Origin of the sequence: Prosthecomicrobium sp. N25, assembly GCF_037203705.1 — a bacterium.
GTDB lineage: Bacteria > Pseudomonadota > Alphaproteobacteria > Rhizobiales > Ancalomicrobiaceae > Prosthecodimorpha.
Map to the genome: position 1 here is coordinate 3,142,561 of NZ_JBBCAT010000001.1, position 17,421 is coordinate 3,159,981.

The window sequence follows — 17,421 nt, forward strand, 5'->3', positions numbered from 1 at the left end:
GCGCGGGAACCAGGCGGCGGGGTCCCGTTCTGCTCTGCGGCTGGCGCACCATGGGGCCAGCCGATCGAGCGATCAAATGATCAGATTGCAGGCATTGATGAAGCCGGCTCAGCCGGCCGCCCGGGTGGTCGATTGGGCGAATTGGTATATACCAAGAGTCGCGGCACTCGCCGATTCCCTGCGCGGATCGACGGCCACTGCCGCGCCGCTTCGACCGGAAACGCCGCTTCCGAAAAGGGCCTAGCCGGCGACGCAAGCTGTGCTTGACAAGCGACTGACCGGCTGGTGGCATATACCAATCTGGGGCGGAGGGGTGTTCGGTGCCCGACATCGCGGTCATCGGCGGCGGGATCACGGGGCTCGCGACGGCCTACGAGCTGGCGCGCCGGGGCCATGCCGTCACGGTGCTCGAGGCCCGGCGGATCGGCGCCATGGCGTCCGGCTGGACCCTCGGCGGCGTCCGCCAGTCGGGCCGGCACCCGGCCGAGCTGCCGCTGGCCCGCGCCGCCGTCGAGCGCTGGGCGGGCCTCGACGCCGAACTCGGCGCGGAGACGCAGTACCGGCGCGGCGGCAACGTCCGGCTGGCGCGGACCGAGGCCGAGGTCGCGGTCATCCGCGCGCTCGTCGCCGAACACCGCGCCCTCGGCTTCGACATCGAATTCCTGGCCGACAACGCGGCTGTCCGCGCGGTCGCCCCGGCGATCGGCCCCGCCGTCCTGGCCGCCTCCCTGTGCCCGACCGACGGCCATGCCGATCCGGACCGGACCACCTCCGCCTACCGGCAGGCGGCCGAACGCCACGGCGCCACCGTCCGCGAGGGCGTCAGCGTGCGGGCGATCGAGACCGCGGCCGGCCGGGTGACCGGCGTGGCGACCTCGGAGGGCCGGATCGGCGCCGACCGGGTGGTGCTCGCCGCCGGCATCCACGCGCCCGAGCTCCTCGGCCCCCTCGGCCTCGACCTGCCGCTCCGCGTCATGCAGGTGTCGGTCCTGCAGACCGTGCCCGTGCCCCCGCTCCTCGCCCAGGTCTTCGGCGTCGCCAATGCGGACTGCGCCGGCCGCCAGCAGGCCGACGGCCGCCTCCGGGTCACCAACGGTGTCGGTCCATGGCCGGGCGATCCCGCCCGCTGGTCGCCCGACGCGGTGCAGCCGCCGGCCGCCGCGGTCGGCGACGTGATCGCGCGCGTCGCGCAGGTCCTGCCCGCCTTCGCGGACATCCCCGTCGCACGGGTCTGGGGCGGCCTCATCGACCTGACGCCCGACGCCCTGCCGGTCCTCGACGCCGCGACCGGCGTCGACGGCCTGGTGGTCGCCGCCGGCTTCTCCGGACACGGCTTCGGCATCGGCCCGATCACCGGCGAGATCGTCGCCGCCCTCGCGACCGGGGACGAGACACGATTCGATCTTGCGCCCTTCGCGCTTTCCCGGTTCGCTGGGACGACCGGGCATGCCGCGCTGACGCTCCACGGCTGAGGGGTCCGCCCCTCCGGTCCAACGACAACCCGACGCCCAGAGGCGCCCGAGAGGAGACAGGTCACGATGAGACGGACACTCGTATGGACGGCGATCGCCGGCGCGCTCGCCGCGACGCCCGCGGCGGCGCAGAAGACCACGCTCACCGTCGGCATGCAGAGCCAGGACGCCGGCGTCCTCGACCCGCACATCAATTCCGGGACGCCCGGCAAGGCCTTCCTGCAGTGGATGTTCAACGGCCTCGTCCGCATCAAGCCGGGCGAGCTGTCGCCCGACTTCATCGAGCCCGACCTCGCCGAGAGCTGGACCTCCTCGCCGGACGGCAAGGAATGGACCTTCAAGCTCCGCCAGGGCGTCCAGTGCCACCACGACTACGGCGAGTTCACCGCCGAGGACGCCGTCTATTCGCTGAAGCGCGCGTCCACCAAGGACAGCTCCGCCTTCTCGTCCGACTACGCGTCCGTCGACAAGATCGAGGCGGTCGACAAGTACACCCTGAAGATCACGCTCAAGGAGGCGATCCCGAGCCTCCTCGGCATCGTGATGAACTACCACGGCGGCAACATGGTCTGCAAAAAGGCCGCCGAGGAGCTGGGCAAGGACGGCTTCGCCAAGAAGCCGGTCGGCACCGGCCCCTTCATGTTCGCCGAGTACGTGCCCCAGCAATACGCCAAGGTGGTCGCCAACCCGAAATACTTCCGCGGCGCGCCGAAGCTGAAGGAGATCGTCTACCGCTTCATCCCGTCCGACAGCTCGCGCGACCTCGCCTTCCAGGCCGGCGAGATCGACATGATGCTCGGCCGCCAGGAGCAGGCCTGGGTCGACCGCATGACCGCGATCCCCGGCACCAAGGTGGTCGCCATGGCGCCGGCCGAGATGTCCGTGCTGCACCTCAACATGAGCCTGCCGCCCTTTAACGACATCCGCGTCCGCCAGGCCTTCGCGATGGCGATCGACCGCAACGCGATCTGGCAGTTCCGCGGCAAGGGCATCTCCCGGCCCGCCGTCTCGGTCGTGCCCTCGGGCTACTCCGGCACCAACGACCAGGCCCCGCTCTACCCCTATGACGTGGCCAAGGCCAAGGCGCTGCTGGCCGAGGCGGGCTACCCGAACGGCATCACCGTCAAGGCGATCCACACCACCCTGCCGGGCATGATGAGCTTCATGGAGGCCACCCAGGCCCTTCTCAAGAAGGCCGGGATCACCATGGAGATCATCCCGGTCGAGCATCCGACCTTCCACGCCCAGATCCGCCAGGACCTGTCGCAGGTGGTGCACTTCCAGGCCGCCCGCTTCCCCGTGGCGGACGTCTACCTGACCCAGTTCTTCCACTCCCGCTCGACCGTGAAGACCCCGACCGCGGTGACCAACTTCTCGCACTGCTCGGTCGCCGACGCGGAGATCGACGCGGCCCGGTCGGAGACCGACAAGGCCAAGCAGATCGCGCTCTGGAAGACCGCGCAGGAGAAGATCGTCAAGGAAGTCTGCGCCGTCCCGGTCAACGAGATGCTGCAGCTCTGGGCCTACAAGGACAGCCTCGACCTCGGCTACGAGCTCAAGGCCTCCCTGAACCTCGGCCCGCCGATCCTGGAGACGACCCGCTTCGTGAAGTGACGAGGGCCTGAGGCCCGCGGCCCCGCCCCTCCCCGGGCGGGGCCCGTCCCCACGACGAGCCGAGGGCACCGCGATGGGCGCATTCCTCCTGAAACGGCTGGCCTTCTCGGTCGTCACCCTGTTCGCGGTGCTGACCCTCGTCTTCGTGGTCGTCCGCATCGTGCCGGGCGACCCCGCCCAGGTGATCCTCGGCGACCAGGCCGACGCCGCCGCCATCGCGGCCATGCGCGCCCGCCTCGGCATCGACCGTCCGTTGCTCGACCAGTACGGCTCCTTCCTCTCCGGCGCGCTGATCGGCGAATGGGGCGTGTCGCTGGTGACCGGCCGCCCCGTGATCCGCGAGATCCTGGACGTGCTGCCCTGGACCCTGGAGCTGACCCTGGTCTCCATGGTGATCGGCGCCGCCATCGGGGTTCCGATCGGCGTCTGGGCGGCCGTCAACCGCAACCGCATGCCCGACTACGTCGCCCGCCTCGGCTCGCTGCTCGGGCTGTCCTTCCCGCCTTTCGTCTCCGCGATCATGCTCCTGATCGGCTTCGCCCTGGTCCTGCGCTGGTTCCCGGTGATCAGCGCCAACCGGTCGACGCCCTGGGCCTGGTTCCAGTCGATCATGCTGCCGGCCGTCAACCTCGGGCTGATCATGGCCGCCTACATCACGCGCGTGACCCGCTCGGCCATGCTCGAGGTGATGCAGGAGGACTACGTGCGCACCGCCCGCGCCAAGGGCGTGCCCTGGGGCGCCATCGTCTGGCGCCACGCGCTGCGCAACGCGCTGATCCCGATCGTCACCATCGTGGGCCTCTACGTCGGCATCCTGATCGGCAACTCGGTCCTGACCGAGATTGTCTTCAACCGCCCGGGCCTCGGCAAGCTCATCATCGGCGCGCTGAACCAGCGCGACTACCCGATGCTCCAGGGCATGATGGTGATCTACACGCTGATCGTGGTGCTGGTGAACGTCGCCACCGACCTCACCTACGCTCTCGTCGACCCGCGGGTGAAGCTCTCATGAGCCTCTCGGTCCACGACCGCCCGGCCGGCACCGGCCGCCGCCGCCCGCGCTGGGTCGACGCCACGCTCGCCGCCTTCGCGGCCAACAAGACCACCTGGTTCGGCCTCGTGGTCGTTGTCCTGGTCGCCCTGGCGGCCGCGCTCGCCCCCTGGATCGCCCCGCACGACCCGCTCGAGCAGGACGTCCTCTTCCGCCTGAAGCCGCCGGACGAGAACTTCTGGCTCGGCACCGACTATTTCGGTCGCGACATCCTCTCGCGCCTCCTCTACGGCGCCCGCATCTCGCTCGCCATCGGCATCCTGTCGACGGTCGTCGCCCTCGTGCTCGGCTCCGTCATCGGCATCCTGGCCGGCTGGTACGGCGGCCGCTTCGACGTGGTCGTCATGCAGGCGATGGACATGCTGCTCGCCTTCCCGGCCCTGATCCTCGGCCTCATCCTCGTCGCCATGCTGGGGCCGACCATGACCAACATCGTCATCGCCATCGCGCTGACCTCGGTCCCCTCCTTCGCCCGCATCGCCCGCGCCCCGACCATCGCCGTCAAGGAACGCGACTTCATCCAGGCCGGCCGCTCGCTGGGCTTCTCAGACCTGCGCCTGATGGCCGGCCACGTGCTGCCCAACATCTTCCCCGAGATACTGGTCATGGGCTCGCTCTGGCTCGCCAACGCGATCCGCACCGAGGCCTCCCTCGCCTTCATCGGCCTCGGCGTGAAGCCGCCGACGCCGACCTGGGGCGGCATGATCCGCGAGGGCTTCGAGAACATCCTCGACAGCTACTGGCTGGTTCTCTCCCCGAGCCTCGCCATCCTGATCGTCGTCTTCGCCCTGAACGTCCTCGGCGACGGCCTGCGCGACGCGGTCGACCCGAAGCTGAAGGGCGAGCAATGACCGGCCCCGTCCTCGAGGTCCGCAACCTCACCACCTCGTTCCGCGTCGGCGGGCAGTGGCTGAAGGCCGTCGACGACGTCTCCTTCGAGGTCGCCGCCGGCGAGACGGTGGCGATCGTCGGCGAATCCGGCTCCGGCAAGAGCGTCACCTCGCTGTCGGTGATGCGCCTGGTCTCGGCCATCAACGGCCGCGTGGACGGCCGCGTCCTGCTCGACGGAGAGGACCTCGTCGCCGTCGACGAGGAGCGCATGCGGCGGATCCGCGGCAACAGCATCTCGATGATCTTCCAGGAACCGATGACGAGCCTGAACCCGGTGCTCACCATCGGCTTCCAGATCGCCGAGGTGTTGCGCTACCACCGCGGCCTCGACAAGGCCGCCGCCCGAGCGGAGGTCCTGCGCATCCTGGAGCGCGTGCGCATCCCGGGCGCCGCCCGCCGGCTCGACGATTATCCCCACCAGCTCTCCGGCGGCATGCGCCAGCGCGTCATGATCGCCATGGCGCTCGCCTGCCGGCCGCGGCTCCTGATCGCCGACGAGCCGACCACCGCCCTCGACGTCACCATCCAGGCCCAGATCCTCGACCTCATCCGCGACCTGCAGGCCGAGGAGGGCATGGGCGTCCTCTTCGTCACCCACGACATGGGCGTCGTCGCCGAGATCGCCGACCGGGTCCTCGTCATGTGGAAGGGCCGCAAGGTCGAGGACGGGCCCGTCGCCGACATCTTCGCCGCGCCGCGCGAGGGCTACACCAAGGCTCTGCTCGCTGCCGTCCCCCGGCTCGGCGAGATGAACGACCTCGCCCGGCCGCGCCGCTTCCCCGTGATCGACCCGGCCGACGGCGCCGTCAAGGTCGCCGCCCGCGAGGTCCGCGACACGGTCGCCGGCGGCGCGCCGCTCCTGACCGTCGAGGGCCTGACCACCCGCTTCCCCATCCGCTCGGGCGTGATCGGCCGGGTGACCGGCCACGTCCACGCCGTCGAGAACGTCTCCTTCAGCCTGAAGGCCGGCGAGACCCTGTCGCTCGTCGGCGAGTCCGGCTGCGGCAAGTCGACGACCGGCCGCTCGATCCTGCGGCTCGTCACGCCGGTGGCCGGCGAGGTGCGCTACGCCGGCGAGGACGTCCGCACCCTCGACAAGGCGGGCCTGCAGCGCATGCGCCGCAAGATGCAGATGGTCTTCCAGGATCCCTTCGCGAGCCTCAACCCGCGCAAGTCCGTCGGCGCCGCCATCGCCGAGCCCATGCGCGTCCACGGCCTCGCGGACGGCCCCGCCGCGCGCGACCGCACCGCCGACCTCCTCCGCCGCGTCGGCCTCTCCCCCGACATGGCGGACCGCTATCCGCACGAATTCTCCGGCGGCCAGCGCCAGCGCCTCGCCATCGCCCGCGCCCTGGCGGTCTCGCCCGAGCTGATCGTCGCCGACGAGGCGGTCTCCGCGCTCGACGTTTCCGTCAAGGCGCAGGTGCTCAACCTCATGCTCGACCTGCAGGACGAGATGGGGCTCGCCTATCTCTTTATCTCGCACGACATGGCCGTGGTGGAGCGCGTCAGCCACCGGGTAGCGGTGATGTATCTCGGCGAGATCGTCGAGATCGGCCCGCGCGCCGCCATCTTCGCCGATCCGCAGCACCCCTACACCCGCCGGCTCCTCTCCGCCGTGCCGGTGCCCGACCCGGCCCGCCGTCGGGCCCGCGGCAGTGTGCCGGTCGGCGACCTGCCGAGCCCGATCCGGCCCGTCGGCTGGCAGGCGCCGCCGACCACGCTCGCCGAGGTGGCGCCGGGACATTTCGTCCGCAGGCCGGTCGCCTGAACGGACTTCTCAGCGCCCTTCCGCCCGCGCGATCACGGCCCGCGCGGTCCTGAGCACGTCCGCGTCGAAGCCGGGGTCGCGCTCCTGCACGACCGCCACCACGTCCTTCAGCGATTCCAGGAGATCCGGCGCCGCGGCGATCAGGCGCGCGTCCGCCTCCGAGCGCTCCCTGGAGGTGCCGAGGACCTGGAATCCGCCCTCGTTGCCGCGCCAGACGGACGGATGCGGCCAGTTGTTCTGGCCCGGCTGGAAGCTCCAGGGACCCGGCGTGTATTTGGGCATGGGACGGCTCCGATCGCGGAGCGCCAGTGTCGCAGCAGGCCGGGCGGACGGCCAGGGGCAAGCGGCCTCACATCTTGGAGAGGCACGGACACCGTCGTGCATGGCGCAGCCGGCATGTCGCAACTGCAGGAACCGCCCGGCCGGACGAACGTTGCCGGGGCGTCCGGGCAACCAGCAGAGGTATCCTCATGCCGACCTTCGCGTTTCGCTTTGTCGGACCGGATCAGTCCTTCGACACCAGCGAGCCGGCCGACTTCGCCACCGTCGAGGAAGCCCGCGAGGAACTCGTCCGCGGCGGCCGGGAACTCATCGCCGACGCCCTGACCCACGACGAGCAGATCGGCCTCGCCGCCATCGAGATCGTCGACGCCGACGGCCGCTGCCTGGAGACCGTCCGTCTGGCGGACCTTCTCCCCACGATCCCGAGCGACGAGAGCCTGGGCGATTGCCCCTGACCGGCGACGCCTGCTGGTGCGCTCTCGGGCTGCGCCGCATTCTATGTCAGGCTTCGCAGGCGCCCGGCCGACACCGGGGGTCCCGCCCCGGCCGGAGGAGCCAGGAATGCCGAACGTCTCTGGTCCGGTCCGGCGCACCGGCGTCCTCGCGGCGACCATCATGGCCTCCTCGATGGCCTTCATCGACGGCAGCGTGGTGCAGATCGCCCTTCCCGCCGTTCAGCGGGACCTCGGCGCCGACTTCGCGAGCCTGCAGTGGGTGGTCGGCTTCTACAACCTGATGCTCGGCGCCCTCGTGCTGGTCGGCGGAGCGCTCGGCGACGCCGTCGGTCGGCGACGCGTCTTCCTGGCCGGAACGCTGGTCCTCGTGGCGTCCTCGCTCGCCTGCGGCCTCGCGCCCTCCGCACCGGTGCTCGTCGCCGGCCGCGCCGTCCAGGGCGTCGGGGCGGCGCTGATGATCCCGCAGAGCCTCGCCCTGATCGCCGCGACCCACCCGGAGGAGATCCGCGGCCGCGCGATCGGCACCTGGGCCGCCGCCTCGGCGCTCACGACAGCGTTCGGGCCGCCTGTCGGCGGCTTCATGGTCGACGCCCTCTCCTGGCGCGCCGCCTTCCTGGTCAACCTCCCCGTCGGCCTCGTGGCACTCTGGATGACCCTCCGCTTTGTGCCGGAGAGCCGTGCCGAACCCGCGAGGCCGGTCGACTGGGTCGCCGGCCTCCTCGCCGCGGCGGGACTCGGCGCCCTGACCGCAGCCCTGATCCACGCGCCCGGCCACGGCCTGGCGGACCCGTCCGTGCTCGCCGGCCTCGCCCTCGCCGCCGTCGCCCTGCCGGCCTTCCTGGCCTGGGAGGCCCGCGCCGCAGCCCCGATGGTGCCGCTCGGCCTGTTCCGGAACCGCGCCTTCGCCCTCCTGAACCTCCTGACCCTGCTTCTCTACGGTGCCCTGTCGGGGGCCCTTTTCGTGGTGCCCTACACGCTCGTCGGCCTCGGGGGCTACGGCGCCGCCGAGGCGGGCACGGCGATGTTGCCCATGGCGCTGGCGATCGGCCTTCTCTCGCGGTCCTTCGGGGCGCTCTCCGATCGCGTCGGCGCCCGGCCGCTTCTAGCCCTGGGTTCGGCGGTGGTGGCCGCCTCCATGCTCTGGCTCGCCGCGACCGGAACCGGGGGCGGGCTCTGGGTGGGCGTCGTGGGTCCGCTCCTCGGGATCGGCTTCGGCATGGCCATGGTGGTCTCCCCCCTGACCACCGCCGTGATGACGGCCATCGGCGACGCCCTGAGCGGAACCGCCTCCGGCATCAACAACGCCGCCGCCCGGGTCGCCGGCCTGCTCGCCGTCGCGGTGACCGGGGCCCTCGCGGTGGCGCTCTACGCGCCGCGCCTCGCGGCCGGCCTCGCGGCGGCGGGCCTGGAGCCGGCCGTGACGGCAGGGCTGCTCGCCGAGGCCGACCGGCTCCTCGACCTCCCCGCCCTCGCGTCCCTCCCCGAGCCGTCCAGGACCACGGCCGAAACCTCCGTGCGCGCCGCCTACCTGTACGCCTTCACGCTCGCCGTGGCGGCCAACGCCGCGCTCGCCGGTCTCGCCGCGGTCGTCGCCCTGTGGCTGCCCCGGTCCGTGCCGGTATCGGACCGGTCCGCGAAAGCAGTCACCCCGTCGAACCGGTCGGAACACCAGCCCGGTGGCGAGCTTTGACCTGTACCGGGATCAGTCGTCCACGGGCCGGAGGGCACCCGGCCCTGGCCCACGTCCTCGGCCCGACTGGGGCACTATGGACAGGGTTAATGAATTGTTCGATGATTGAGGTTGCTGATCTTGGAGAGTGATATGTTCGAGTTCCTCAAGAACCGCAGATCGCATAGGCGCGCCGAGGAGATCGGACGGCTCATCGGCGGGCGACTGGAGTCCTTCCTGGTGGGCCGCGCCCATCCGGAATCCCACCGTCTGCTCGCGGCCTTCGGCGAGCGGATCGAACGCATCAGGGCCGACGGCGCCGCCCCGACGGACGACCGCATCCGCGCCGAGGTGAGCCGGTTCCTGGCGGAACTCGACACCTTCTGCAGCGCCATGGCCAGCGAGGCGCGCCTCGCCTGCCGGAGCTTCGAGGCGGACATCCGCGACCTCGGCATCGAGGGCCAGCTCGACCAGATGCTGGAGCGCAAGCTGAAGCGGCTGAGGCTCGACCTGGTCCGCAGCGCGATCGCCCGGGTCAAGCCCGGCGAGGCGTCCAAAGCCGCGGCCTGACGCGGCCGGACCGCCTCAGCGCAGCACGGCCGGCAGCCGGCGCCGCCACTTGTCCGCCCGGGACAGGCCCGAGCTGCGCACGAAACTGCGGTTCCGGCTGGGCTCCTCGGCGGGCGTGCTCGCGACAACCACCGGCGCGCGCTCGATGACCGGCTCCGGCCGGGGCGCTTCGCGCCGGGGCGGGGCCGCGGCCGGGACCGGGACCGGCTTCGGGCTCCGCCGCACAGGCTTGCGGGCGGCGAGCCTCGGCTCCGCGGCGACGGGATCAGGGTCGGCCTCGACGGCCTCCACCGGCCGCGGCCCGAGGTCCGGCAGGATCCGCGGCGCCGGGCGCGACGGAGCCCCGGCATCGGACCCCTTGGCCTTCTGGGGTTTCGGTGCGAACACGTCGGCGGCCTCGTGCGAGACCCTTGCAGGCTCTTCGGCCGGCAGGTCGAGCAGGCCCCAGGTCGGCCCCTTGGCCGAACGCCGGGACGATTTGATTTCAACGACGAACGGCTTGATTGTCTTCCGCATGTGCCGGGGCTCGACCGCTTCTCGACTGTCGGGATGATGGGGGCAGCCCGGAATCGGCCTGCTTCTGTTCAAGCTATGCTCGGCAGCAGGAAGTGCAAGAGTATTCCCGCCGTTCTCGCAAAACATTGACGCGCGAGAGGACTGCCCATTTCACAGGCTCGATGTGGCCTGCCTGTCGAAACTCGACGCCAGCCTGCTCCGCCACTCGGCCCGGCTGCAGGCCAACTCTCCGCACCCGTCTGCCGCGGCGGCCCGGTCCGCCATCGCACGCAGCCTTCGGCTGCGGCCTCTGAGGACGCCCGCCGCCGCCCCTGCCCCGCAGGCGGGGCTCGGGCGCGGCAGGCGGCAGGACCCGCGTCCGCGGGCGGTCAGTCGTGGCGACGGCGGTCGGCCAGGATCTCGGCCATGGTGACCTCGTCTTCCTTGCAGCAGACGCAACCTTGGTTCGACTTCCAGACCATCCGTCCGACCACGACGAGCGCGATCAGCATTCCAATTCCAGCGGACACCTCCATGACGGCATTCCTCCATGGATTCCCTGGCATAACTTAAGAACGGCCCGGTTACGTCCTGGTTCCAACCGTCAGTCCGGAATGCCGAACCCGCCTTCGTCGTCAATGATCTTGGCCGAAAGCCTTTCCAGTTTTCACGATGCCAGCGCTGGCCTTGCGGTGCCTCAATCGCGACAGGTGCGCAAACGCCGGCCCGAAACAGCGGGATCAGGTGACGGAACAGTAGCGTCAGGCCTGGGCACCCGATAAAACGTATTCAGATTCCTGTTTACGGGAGGGAACCGATGAGAGCGTCGCGACGAGCATCGAGCCGGGCCGGGATGGCGGTCCTCTGCCTTCTCGCCGGCCTGGCCCCTGCGGCCGCCGGCAGCCCGACCGTGGATGCGGTGCGGGCCCGCGGGCACCTGGTCTGCGGCGTCAACGAGGGCCTCCTCGGCTTCGCCGCACAGGACCCGTCCGGCACCTGGCGCGGCTTCGACGCCGACTTCTGCCGCGCCGTGTCGGTCGCGGTCCTCGGCAAGGACACCGACGTCGTCTTCGTCCCGCTCGGGACCGCCAACCGCTTCGAGGCGCTGAAGAGCGGCAGCATCGACCTCCTCGCCCGCAACACCACCTGGACGATGCAGCGGCAGGTCACGCTCGGCTTCGACTTCGCCGGCGCGAGCTTCTTCGACGGCCAGGGCTTCATCGCCCGGGCCGACCGGGGCCTGACCTCGGCCCAGCAGCTCGCCGGTCTCAAGGTCTGCGTGGTCAAGGGCACCACCACCGAGACCAACATGGCCTACTACTTCCGCCAGCACGGCCTCGCCGCCGAGACCCGCGGCTTCGACGGCCGCGACGCCATGCTGGCCGCCTACAAGGCCGGCGACTGCGACGCCTACTCGGGCGACCGCTCCGCCCTCTTCGCGGACCGGGCCGGCTTCGAGGCGCCGCAGGACCATGCCGTCCTGCCCGAGGTGATCTCCAAGGAGCCGCTCGGACCGCTCGTCCGCGCCGGCGACCGTACCTGGAGCGAGGTCGTCCGCTGGACGCTCTACGGCCTCGTCAACGCAGAGGAAGTCGGTCTCACCCGGGCGACCGCCGCCGCGCCGCTCGCCGGCGATGCCGCCCGCCTGGCCGCCGGGGCCGACGCCTCCGGGGCGGACCTCGGGCTCGCCCCGGGCTGGCTCCCCGCGGTCGTGCGCAACGTCGGCAACTACGGCGAGATCTTCGAGCGCAACGTCGGCGAGGCGGGCCCGCTCGGCATGAAGCGCGGTCTCAACGCCCTCTGGTCGCGGGGAGGCATCCTCTATGCGCCCCCGATGTGGTGAAGCCCGGGCCGGCGTGAGCCGGCTCGGCACCCTGCTCCTCGTCCTCGTCGCCCTTTTGGCCGGCGTCCCGGGCCGTGCCGACGCGCAGGTCCGCCCGACCTTCGAGGCCGGCGACACGGCGCTCGTCAGCCCGGAGACCGAACGCGGCCTCGTCGCCGCCATCGAGGCCTACCGCGCCATCGTCGCGGCCGGCGGCTGGCCGACCATCGTGTCGGCCCGCGGCCTCAAGCCGAACGACAACGACGCCGCCGTGGCGACCCTGCGGCGTCGCCTCGCCATCACGGGGGACCTGCCCGCCGCCACGACCAGCACCTTCTACGACGCCGCGTTGCGCGACGCCGTGGTGCGCTACCAGATGCGCCACGGCCTGCGCCCGAACGGCGTCGCCTCCGGCCTGACGCTCGCCCACATGAACGTCTCGGCCGGCGAGCGCCTGCAGCAGCTGGTCGGCAACCTGGAACGGCTCCGGGCCAGCCTCGCCAAGGTCCCGCGGACGAAGTACGTCGTCGTCAACATCCCCGACTTCGAGCTTCAGGGCGTCTCCGGCGGCCGCGTCGAACTGGTGACCCGGGTCATCGTCGGCAAGCGGACCACACCCACGCCGGAAGTGGTCGCAGCCGTCCAGGCCGTCGACCTCCTGCCCTATTGGCACGTGCCGTCCAGCATCGCGTACCGCGACCTCGTGCCGACGATCCGCAAGGATCCCGGCTACCTCGCCTCCAAGAAGATCCGCGTCTACTCGTCCTACGGCGGCGGCGAGGTCGACCCCTCCGAGGTGAACTGGTTCGGCGAGGACCTCCAGCGCTACACCTTCCGCCAGGACCCCGGCCCGCAGAACGCCCTCGGGCTGATCCGGCTCGACATGCCGAACCGTCACATCGTCTACATGCACGATACGCCGATGAAGGATCTTTTCGGCCAGGACGAACGATCCTTCAGCGCCGGCTGCGTCCGGGTCCAGTCGGTCGCCGACGTGGCCGCCTGGCTGATCGGCGACGGGACGACGGGGCAGTCCCTGCTCGACGCGGCCGCCACAGGGCAGAAGACCACGATCAAGATCGCCCGGCCGGTACCCGTCCACTTCGTCTACCTGACGGCCTGGGTCTCCGACGGCGTGGTCCAGTTCCGCAATGATCTCTACAACCGCGACGCGCCCCCCATGCCGGAGGACGCCACGGCCGCCGCCGTCAAGGCGCCGTTCCAGAGCCTCGCGCCCTGACGCGGTGAACAGGGCTCCAGGGGCGGGCCCGGTCGCCCGCCCCTGCCCCGCCCGGCCGTCAGCCGCGGCGGGCCGCCTCGATGGCCGCCACGTCGATCTTGCGCATGGTCATCATGGCCTGGAAGGCCCGCTTCGCCTCGTCGCCCCCGGCCGCGATGGCCTCTGTCAGCACCCGCGGCGTGATCTGCCAGGACACGCCCCAGCGGTCCTTGCACCATCCGCAGGCGCTCTCCTGGCCGCCGTTGCCCACGATGGCATTCCAGTAGCGGTCGGTCTCCGCCTGGTCGTCGGTGGCGATCTGGAACGAGAAGGCTTCCGTCTGCCGGAAGGCCGGCCCGCCGTTCAGCCCCAGGCAGGGAATGCCCGCGACCGTGAACTCAACCGTCAGCACGTCCCCCGCCTTGCCGGACGGATAGTCGCTCGGCGCCCGATGGACCGCCGTCACCGCGCTGTCCGGAAACACCTCCGCGTAGAACCGGGCCGCCGCCTCGGCGTCCCGGTCGTACCAGACACAGATCGTATTCTTCGGCATGCTCGTCCTCCCCTCGTTCGCCGCCCGGCCGGCCGGCGCGGCTCCGTCGTGCCCCGCCCCGGGATCAGCCCCGGCGGGAAAACCGCGCCGAACGCCGATGTGTTTCCCGCCGTCGCCCCGTACCGCCCCCTGCCCGGCTTGGGGCGATCCCGAGCCGCCATGGCCGGACTGAGGGCAGATCGACTGTCCACCATAGTCCACCCTGCCATGGATCCCGGGTCATCACCGCGGCGATCCTCCGGACCGGAGCGGCCTTCGGGAGCCGTCCGGGCAGGTCCGTCTAGCCGACCCGGCGCCCCTCCGGATCGATGAGGGGCATGCCGTCCTCCTTGTGGAAGGGGCCCGGCGGCCATCGGTCGAGAAGATCGAGAACCGTCTCGCTCGGACGGCAGAGCCTGACGCCCTTGGGCGTGCAGACGATCGGACGGTTGACGAGGACCGGGTGGTCCACCATCGCGGCGAGGAGGGTCTCGTCGTCGACGCCGGGGTCGAGCAGCCCCAACACCTCGGCGGGCGACTTGGTCTCCCGCAGGGCCGACCGAGGCGTCAGGTCGGCCGCCGCGAAGAGGCCGAGCAACTGCGCGCGGGTCCATCCGACCTTCAGGTACTCCACCACCACCGGGTCGTAGCCGGCGGCCCTGATGATCTCGAGCACGTTGCGGGACGTGCCGCAGTCGGGATTGTGGTGGATGACGATGCTCATGGCCTTTTACGGCTTTCCCCTGTCAGCGGGCTTCACCCGCGGCTCACGGCAACAGAAACGGCCGACGACGGATTGGCATGATCTGCCCCCGGCGTACAAGGGCGCGGCCCCAAGGAGCCCGTGACCGGGACACGGCGGGAGGTCGGGGGCAGACACCCTGGGGTCGGGAACGCGGCCCGTTCGGCCACTCCGGATCGGCGGCCGGTCCGGCACGGAACATGCGTACCACCTCCCGGTTCGGCTCGATCAACTTGGAGGAGAGCCGATGTTCTTACGAATTGACAAGCTGCAGGTCGATCTACCCGCACCCAAGCGACCGGACCCGAATGCAGGGGCGGCACTTCAGGAGTTGCTCGGCGGCAAATATGGGGAGATGTCGACGCTCGGGAACTACATGTTCCAGAGCTTCAACTTTCGAAGCAAATCGAAGCTGCGGCCGTTCTACAGCCTAGTGGCGAGCATCACTGCGGAGGAACTCGGTCACGTCGAGCTGGTCAGCAACGGCGTCGCCATGCTGAACAACGGCCCGGACAGCGATGCCGACGAGGCGGACGGCGGCGACATCTCGGATGCACCGTTCGAGGACATGAAGGACATCCGGCTGGCCGCGGCCTTCCTGTCCGGCGCCGGCGGAGCCATGCCGGTCAACAGCAACGGCCAGTCCTGGAACAACGACTTCATCACGACCACCGGCAATGTGGTCATCGATCTCCTGCACAACTTCCACCTGGAGTGCGGCGCCCGGCTGCACAAGCTCCGGGTCTACGAAACGCTGACCGATCCCACCGGGCGGGAAGTGTGCGGCTATCTCCTCGTGCGGGGATCGGTTCACGCCCACGCCTACGCCCTGGCGCTGAAGAAGATCACCGGCGTGGACATCGAGAAGATGCTGCCCTGCCCGAACATCAACCTCGACCGGATTCCGGAGTCCCAGAAGTACCTCGCCGAAGGCTCGCACCGGCGCCTTTATACGTTCTCACCGGACGACTACCGGGACATGGCCGGCATCTGGGGCAACGGCGAGACCGCCCTGCCCGGCGATCCTCCCGGCGAGTTGGAGATCGTGGAAGGGATGCCCGAGGGGGGCAAGATCCACCAGCTGACCGGCATACCCAGCGCCTTCACGCCGGACTATGCCCCCGAGGAGATGTTTGAAATCGCCACGAAGCTCTACCAGGCCTCGCGGTGACGCCAAAAGGCGGGGTCGGCGCATGACGACCCCGCCACCCTGGGCTCGGTCCGACCGTATCCGTTCGGACCCGCGTGATGGGGCGGGCCAGGGCGGCGGCCCGGTGACCGTCGTCCGAACCGCGCGCCTGTGATCCGCGGCCTGCGATGGACGACCGCGCCACGCACGGGCCTGGCGCGGCGGCGTGGGTATCCGCCCGTGCGCGGGTCCCCTCGCGCAGGGGGAGCCGGTACGCGGCCGATGCTCGAGTCACTTGACCTAGATTGGGTCCAAGAAATCCGGGAACACCTTCCCGGCCCCACGGAGACCGCCGACACGACAAAACGTCTGCGTTCCGGCAGGCTTGCCCATCACTGGATTTCGCCCAGGGCGGGCCCTCACCGACCGAGCCGGTCTCGACCAGCATCGCCCCGGGGCCGGCGCGTCGAGCCCCGCGGCCTCCGGCCGCGATCGGACCGAAATCAGCTGCCAGCGCTCTCGACGGGCGCGCTTCGACTGGCTATCAACGGCCGAGACGGAGGCGGTGCGGGCTCCGAGGCCGGCCTCCCGGCCGGGACGCCGGCAGACGGAGGGCAACCCCCGAGCGCCGGTCCCTTCCGTTTCCGGCAGCTCCGGCCACGCTCGGCCCGGCGTTCGCCGGCCGGCACGACGGCACGGACGGATGGGTGGCCGAGCGGTTTAAGGCAGCGGTCTTGAAAACCGCCGAAGGCGCAAGTCTTCCGTGGGTTCGAATCCCACCCCATCCGCCAATCATCTGTCTATCACCGTCCTATGGCGTCCATCGTTGTCCCGCGATCCCAAGGGAAATTGGCGCTTACGGTCTTAGATTCTCTTTTGGAGTGCGTCACTGTACGCTGCCGTAACTAGGACCCACGTTAGGACCGTTTCCGGTTCCAACATCTCGGTCCTAATATCGGAGTGGTCCTAACGGCGAGGCTGGCTGGGCGGCGAGTGCCTGCCGAAGCTGCGCCCGAACGAGATCGAGATCGCCCGCGTCACGCTCAGGTCGACGACAACGGATGTCTTCTCGATCCGCGCCCGCCGCCTGAAGGACCGCATCGCCCATCGGATCCGGGACGAATACGACGACCAGGGCGCGGGCGACGGCTACACCGTCCGGCCCAAAACGTCCCGGCTGCCACTCACCATGCGGGAACCGATCCGCCTGATCGACGGCGCCCTGCCCGGCGGCCTCGTCGGCTTCTGGCGAGACCTCAACGCGGAGGGCGGGTCGGATCCGGCCGGGATGATCGACTTTGCCAGGGCATCGTCGGCGTTCGATCCGCAGCTTGCCGAGTGGTACAGGCAGGTGAACGAGGAATGGTACCGGGAGAATTGGTCGAAAGAGTACGAGGGGAGCTTGAACGAAATCGGATGATCCGCTTCGCCTCGGGATAAACTGGCATAGCCGGCTCAATCGCACCGTCTTCGGCCACGGAGTGCCGTCGGGCAAGAGTGGTAGTCGACCCGGCGAGTTTCTCCCGATGTTAGTTTCGGGCCGGCATTAGCGGGGGCGCGGCCGTCACGTCGGTCCAGTAGGCTTGCCAACCCAACAAATCGATCTCCCGGTAGAATATCCGCGTCGGGGCCCTCGGGGGGACGTGACCTTCGGCAGATTTTCGTCTTTGCTCGATGAGGATTACGATGACGGTTTATCGTCGATGT

Annotated in this window: 17 protein-coding genes and 1 tRNA gene; 13 read left to right on the top strand and 5 right to left on the bottom strand. The window is 70.3% G+C overall.

Going from position 1 to position 17,421, the window contains the following annotated elements; translation table 11 throughout:
- Positions 1 to 320 precede the first annotated feature (320 nt).
- The 5 genes from WBG79_RS14285 (at position 321) to WBG79_RS14305 (ending at position 6,799) form a co-directional block, all read left to right on the top strand.
- Complete coding sequence (locus tag WBG79_RS14285; protein WP_337357769.1) at positions 321 to 1,472, top strand: NAD(P)/FAD-dependent oxidoreductase; 1,152 nt, start codon at positions 321 to 323, stop codon at positions 1,470 to 1,472.
- Between the two features lie 66 nt (positions 1,473 to 1,538).
- Positions 1,539 to 3,086: an ABC transporter substrate-binding protein gene (locus tag WBG79_RS14290; protein ID WP_337357770.1), complete on the top strand. Its 1,548-nt coding sequence runs from the start codon at positions 1,539 to 1,541 to the stop codon at positions 3,084 to 3,086.
- A gap of 73 nt (positions 3,087 to 3,159) precedes the next feature.
- A complete protein-coding gene (locus WBG79_RS14295) occupies positions 3,160 to 4,098 on the top strand; it encodes an ABC transporter permease (protein WP_337357771.1) in 939 nt (312 codons plus the stop codon).
- Positions 4,095 to 4,988, top strand: a complete 894-nt coding sequence (locus WBG79_RS14300) for an ABC transporter permease (RefSeq protein ID WP_337357772.1) — start codon at positions 4,095 to 4,097, stop codon at positions 4,986 to 4,988. Before WBG79_RS14295 ends, WBG79_RS14300 begins: the two co-directional genes overlap by 4 nt.
- Positions 4,985 to 6,799: an ABC transporter ATP-binding protein gene (locus WBG79_RS14305; protein ID WP_337357773.1), complete on the top strand. Its 1,815-nt coding sequence runs from the start codon at positions 4,985 to 4,987 to the stop codon at positions 6,797 to 6,799. The genes WBG79_RS14300 and WBG79_RS14305 overlap by 4 nt, the downstream gene beginning before the upstream one ends.
- A gap of 9 nt (positions 6,800 to 6,808) precedes the next feature.
- On the opposite strand, the gene WBG79_RS14310 is transcribed toward WBG79_RS14305, so the two are convergent.
- Positions 6,809 to 7,081: a hypothetical protein gene (locus WBG79_RS14310; protein ID WP_337357774.1), complete on the bottom strand. Its 273-nt coding sequence runs from the start codon at positions 7,079 to 7,081 to the stop codon at positions 6,809 to 6,811.
- A 188-nt stretch (positions 7,082 to 7,269) separates the two neighbouring features.
- Here WBG79_RS14310 and WBG79_RS14315 point away from each other — a divergent pair, with 188 nt between their 5' ends.
- From WBG79_RS14315 to WBG79_RS14325, 3 genes are all read left to right on the top strand, one after another.
- Positions 7,270 to 7,536: a DUF6894 family protein gene (locus WBG79_RS14315; RefSeq protein WP_337357775.1), complete on the top strand. Its 267-nt coding sequence runs from the start codon at positions 7,270 to 7,272 to the stop codon at positions 7,534 to 7,536.
- Between the two features lie 106 nt (positions 7,537 to 7,642).
- Entirely contained in the window at positions 7,643 to 9,226 is a 1,584-nt protein-coding gene (locus tag WBG79_RS14320) for an MFS transporter (protein ID WP_337357776.1), read from the top strand.
- A gap of 132 nt (positions 9,227 to 9,358) precedes the next feature.
- The gene (locus WBG79_RS14325; RefSeq protein ID WP_337357777.1) at positions 9,359 to 9,775 is read left to right on the top strand and encodes a hypothetical protein; all 417 of its coding nucleotides are present in this window, start codon (positions 9,359 to 9,361) and stop codon (positions 9,773 to 9,775) included.
- Between the two features lie 15 nt (positions 9,776 to 9,790).
- On the opposite strand, the gene WBG79_RS14330 is transcribed toward WBG79_RS14325, so the two are convergent.
- Complete coding sequence (locus WBG79_RS14330; protein WP_337357778.1) at positions 9,791 to 10,291, bottom strand: hypothetical protein; 501 nt, start codon at positions 10,289 to 10,291, stop codon at positions 9,791 to 9,793.
- Between the two features lie 368 nt (positions 10,292 to 10,659).
- A complete protein-coding gene (locus WBG79_RS14335; RefSeq protein WP_337357779.1) occupies positions 10,660 to 10,806 on the bottom strand; it encodes a hypothetical protein in 147 nt (48 codons plus the stop codon).
- A 317-nt stretch (positions 10,807 to 11,123) separates the two neighbouring features.
- Between WBG79_RS14335 and WBG79_RS14340 the strand changes: the two genes are divergently transcribed.
- Both WBG79_RS14340 and WBG79_RS14345 read left to right on the top strand, forming a co-directional pair.
- A complete protein-coding gene (locus WBG79_RS14340; protein ID WP_337357780.1) occupies positions 11,124 to 12,113 on the top strand; it encodes an amino acid ABC transporter substrate-binding protein in 990 nt (329 codons plus the stop codon).
- A gap of 13 nt (positions 12,114 to 12,126) precedes the next feature.
- Entirely contained in the window at positions 12,127 to 13,332 is a 1,206-nt protein-coding gene (locus WBG79_RS14345; protein WP_337357781.1) for a L,D-transpeptidase family protein, read from the top strand.
- Between the two features lie 58 nt (positions 13,333 to 13,390).
- Here WBG79_RS14345 and WBG79_RS14350 read toward each other — a convergent pair whose 3' ends face one another.
- Positions 13,391 to 13,864 carry a VOC family protein gene (locus WBG79_RS14350; RefSeq protein ID WP_337357782.1) on the bottom strand — a complete coding sequence of 158 codons (474 nt, stop codon included), beginning with the start codon at positions 13,862 to 13,864 and terminating at the stop codon, positions 13,391 to 13,393.
- A 280-nt stretch (positions 13,865 to 14,144) separates the two neighbouring features.
- The gene (arsC, locus tag WBG79_RS14355; protein WP_337357783.1) at positions 14,145 to 14,567 is read right to left on the bottom strand and encodes an arsenate reductase (glutaredoxin); all 423 of its coding nucleotides are present in this window, start codon (positions 14,565 to 14,567) and stop codon (positions 14,145 to 14,147) included.
- A gap of 265 nt (positions 14,568 to 14,832) precedes the next feature.
- Here arsC and WBG79_RS14360 point away from each other — a divergent pair, with 265 nt between their 5' ends.
- From WBG79_RS14360 to WBG79_RS14370, 3 genes are all read left to right on the top strand, one after another.
- Positions 14,833 to 15,756, top strand: a complete 924-nt coding sequence (locus WBG79_RS14360) for a manganese catalase family protein (protein WP_337357784.1) — start codon at positions 14,833 to 14,835, stop codon at positions 15,754 to 15,756.
- A gap of 659 nt (positions 15,757 to 16,415) precedes the next feature.
- Positions 16,416 to 16,505 (top strand) — tRNA-Ser (locus tag WBG79_RS14365).
- A 398-nt stretch (positions 16,506 to 16,903) separates the two neighbouring features.
- The gene (locus WBG79_RS14370; RefSeq protein WP_337357785.1) at positions 16,904 to 17,134 is read left to right on the top strand and encodes a hypothetical protein; all 231 of its coding nucleotides are present in this window, start codon (positions 16,904 to 16,906) and stop codon (positions 17,132 to 17,134) included.
- Positions 17,135 to 17,421 lie beyond the last annotated feature (287 nt).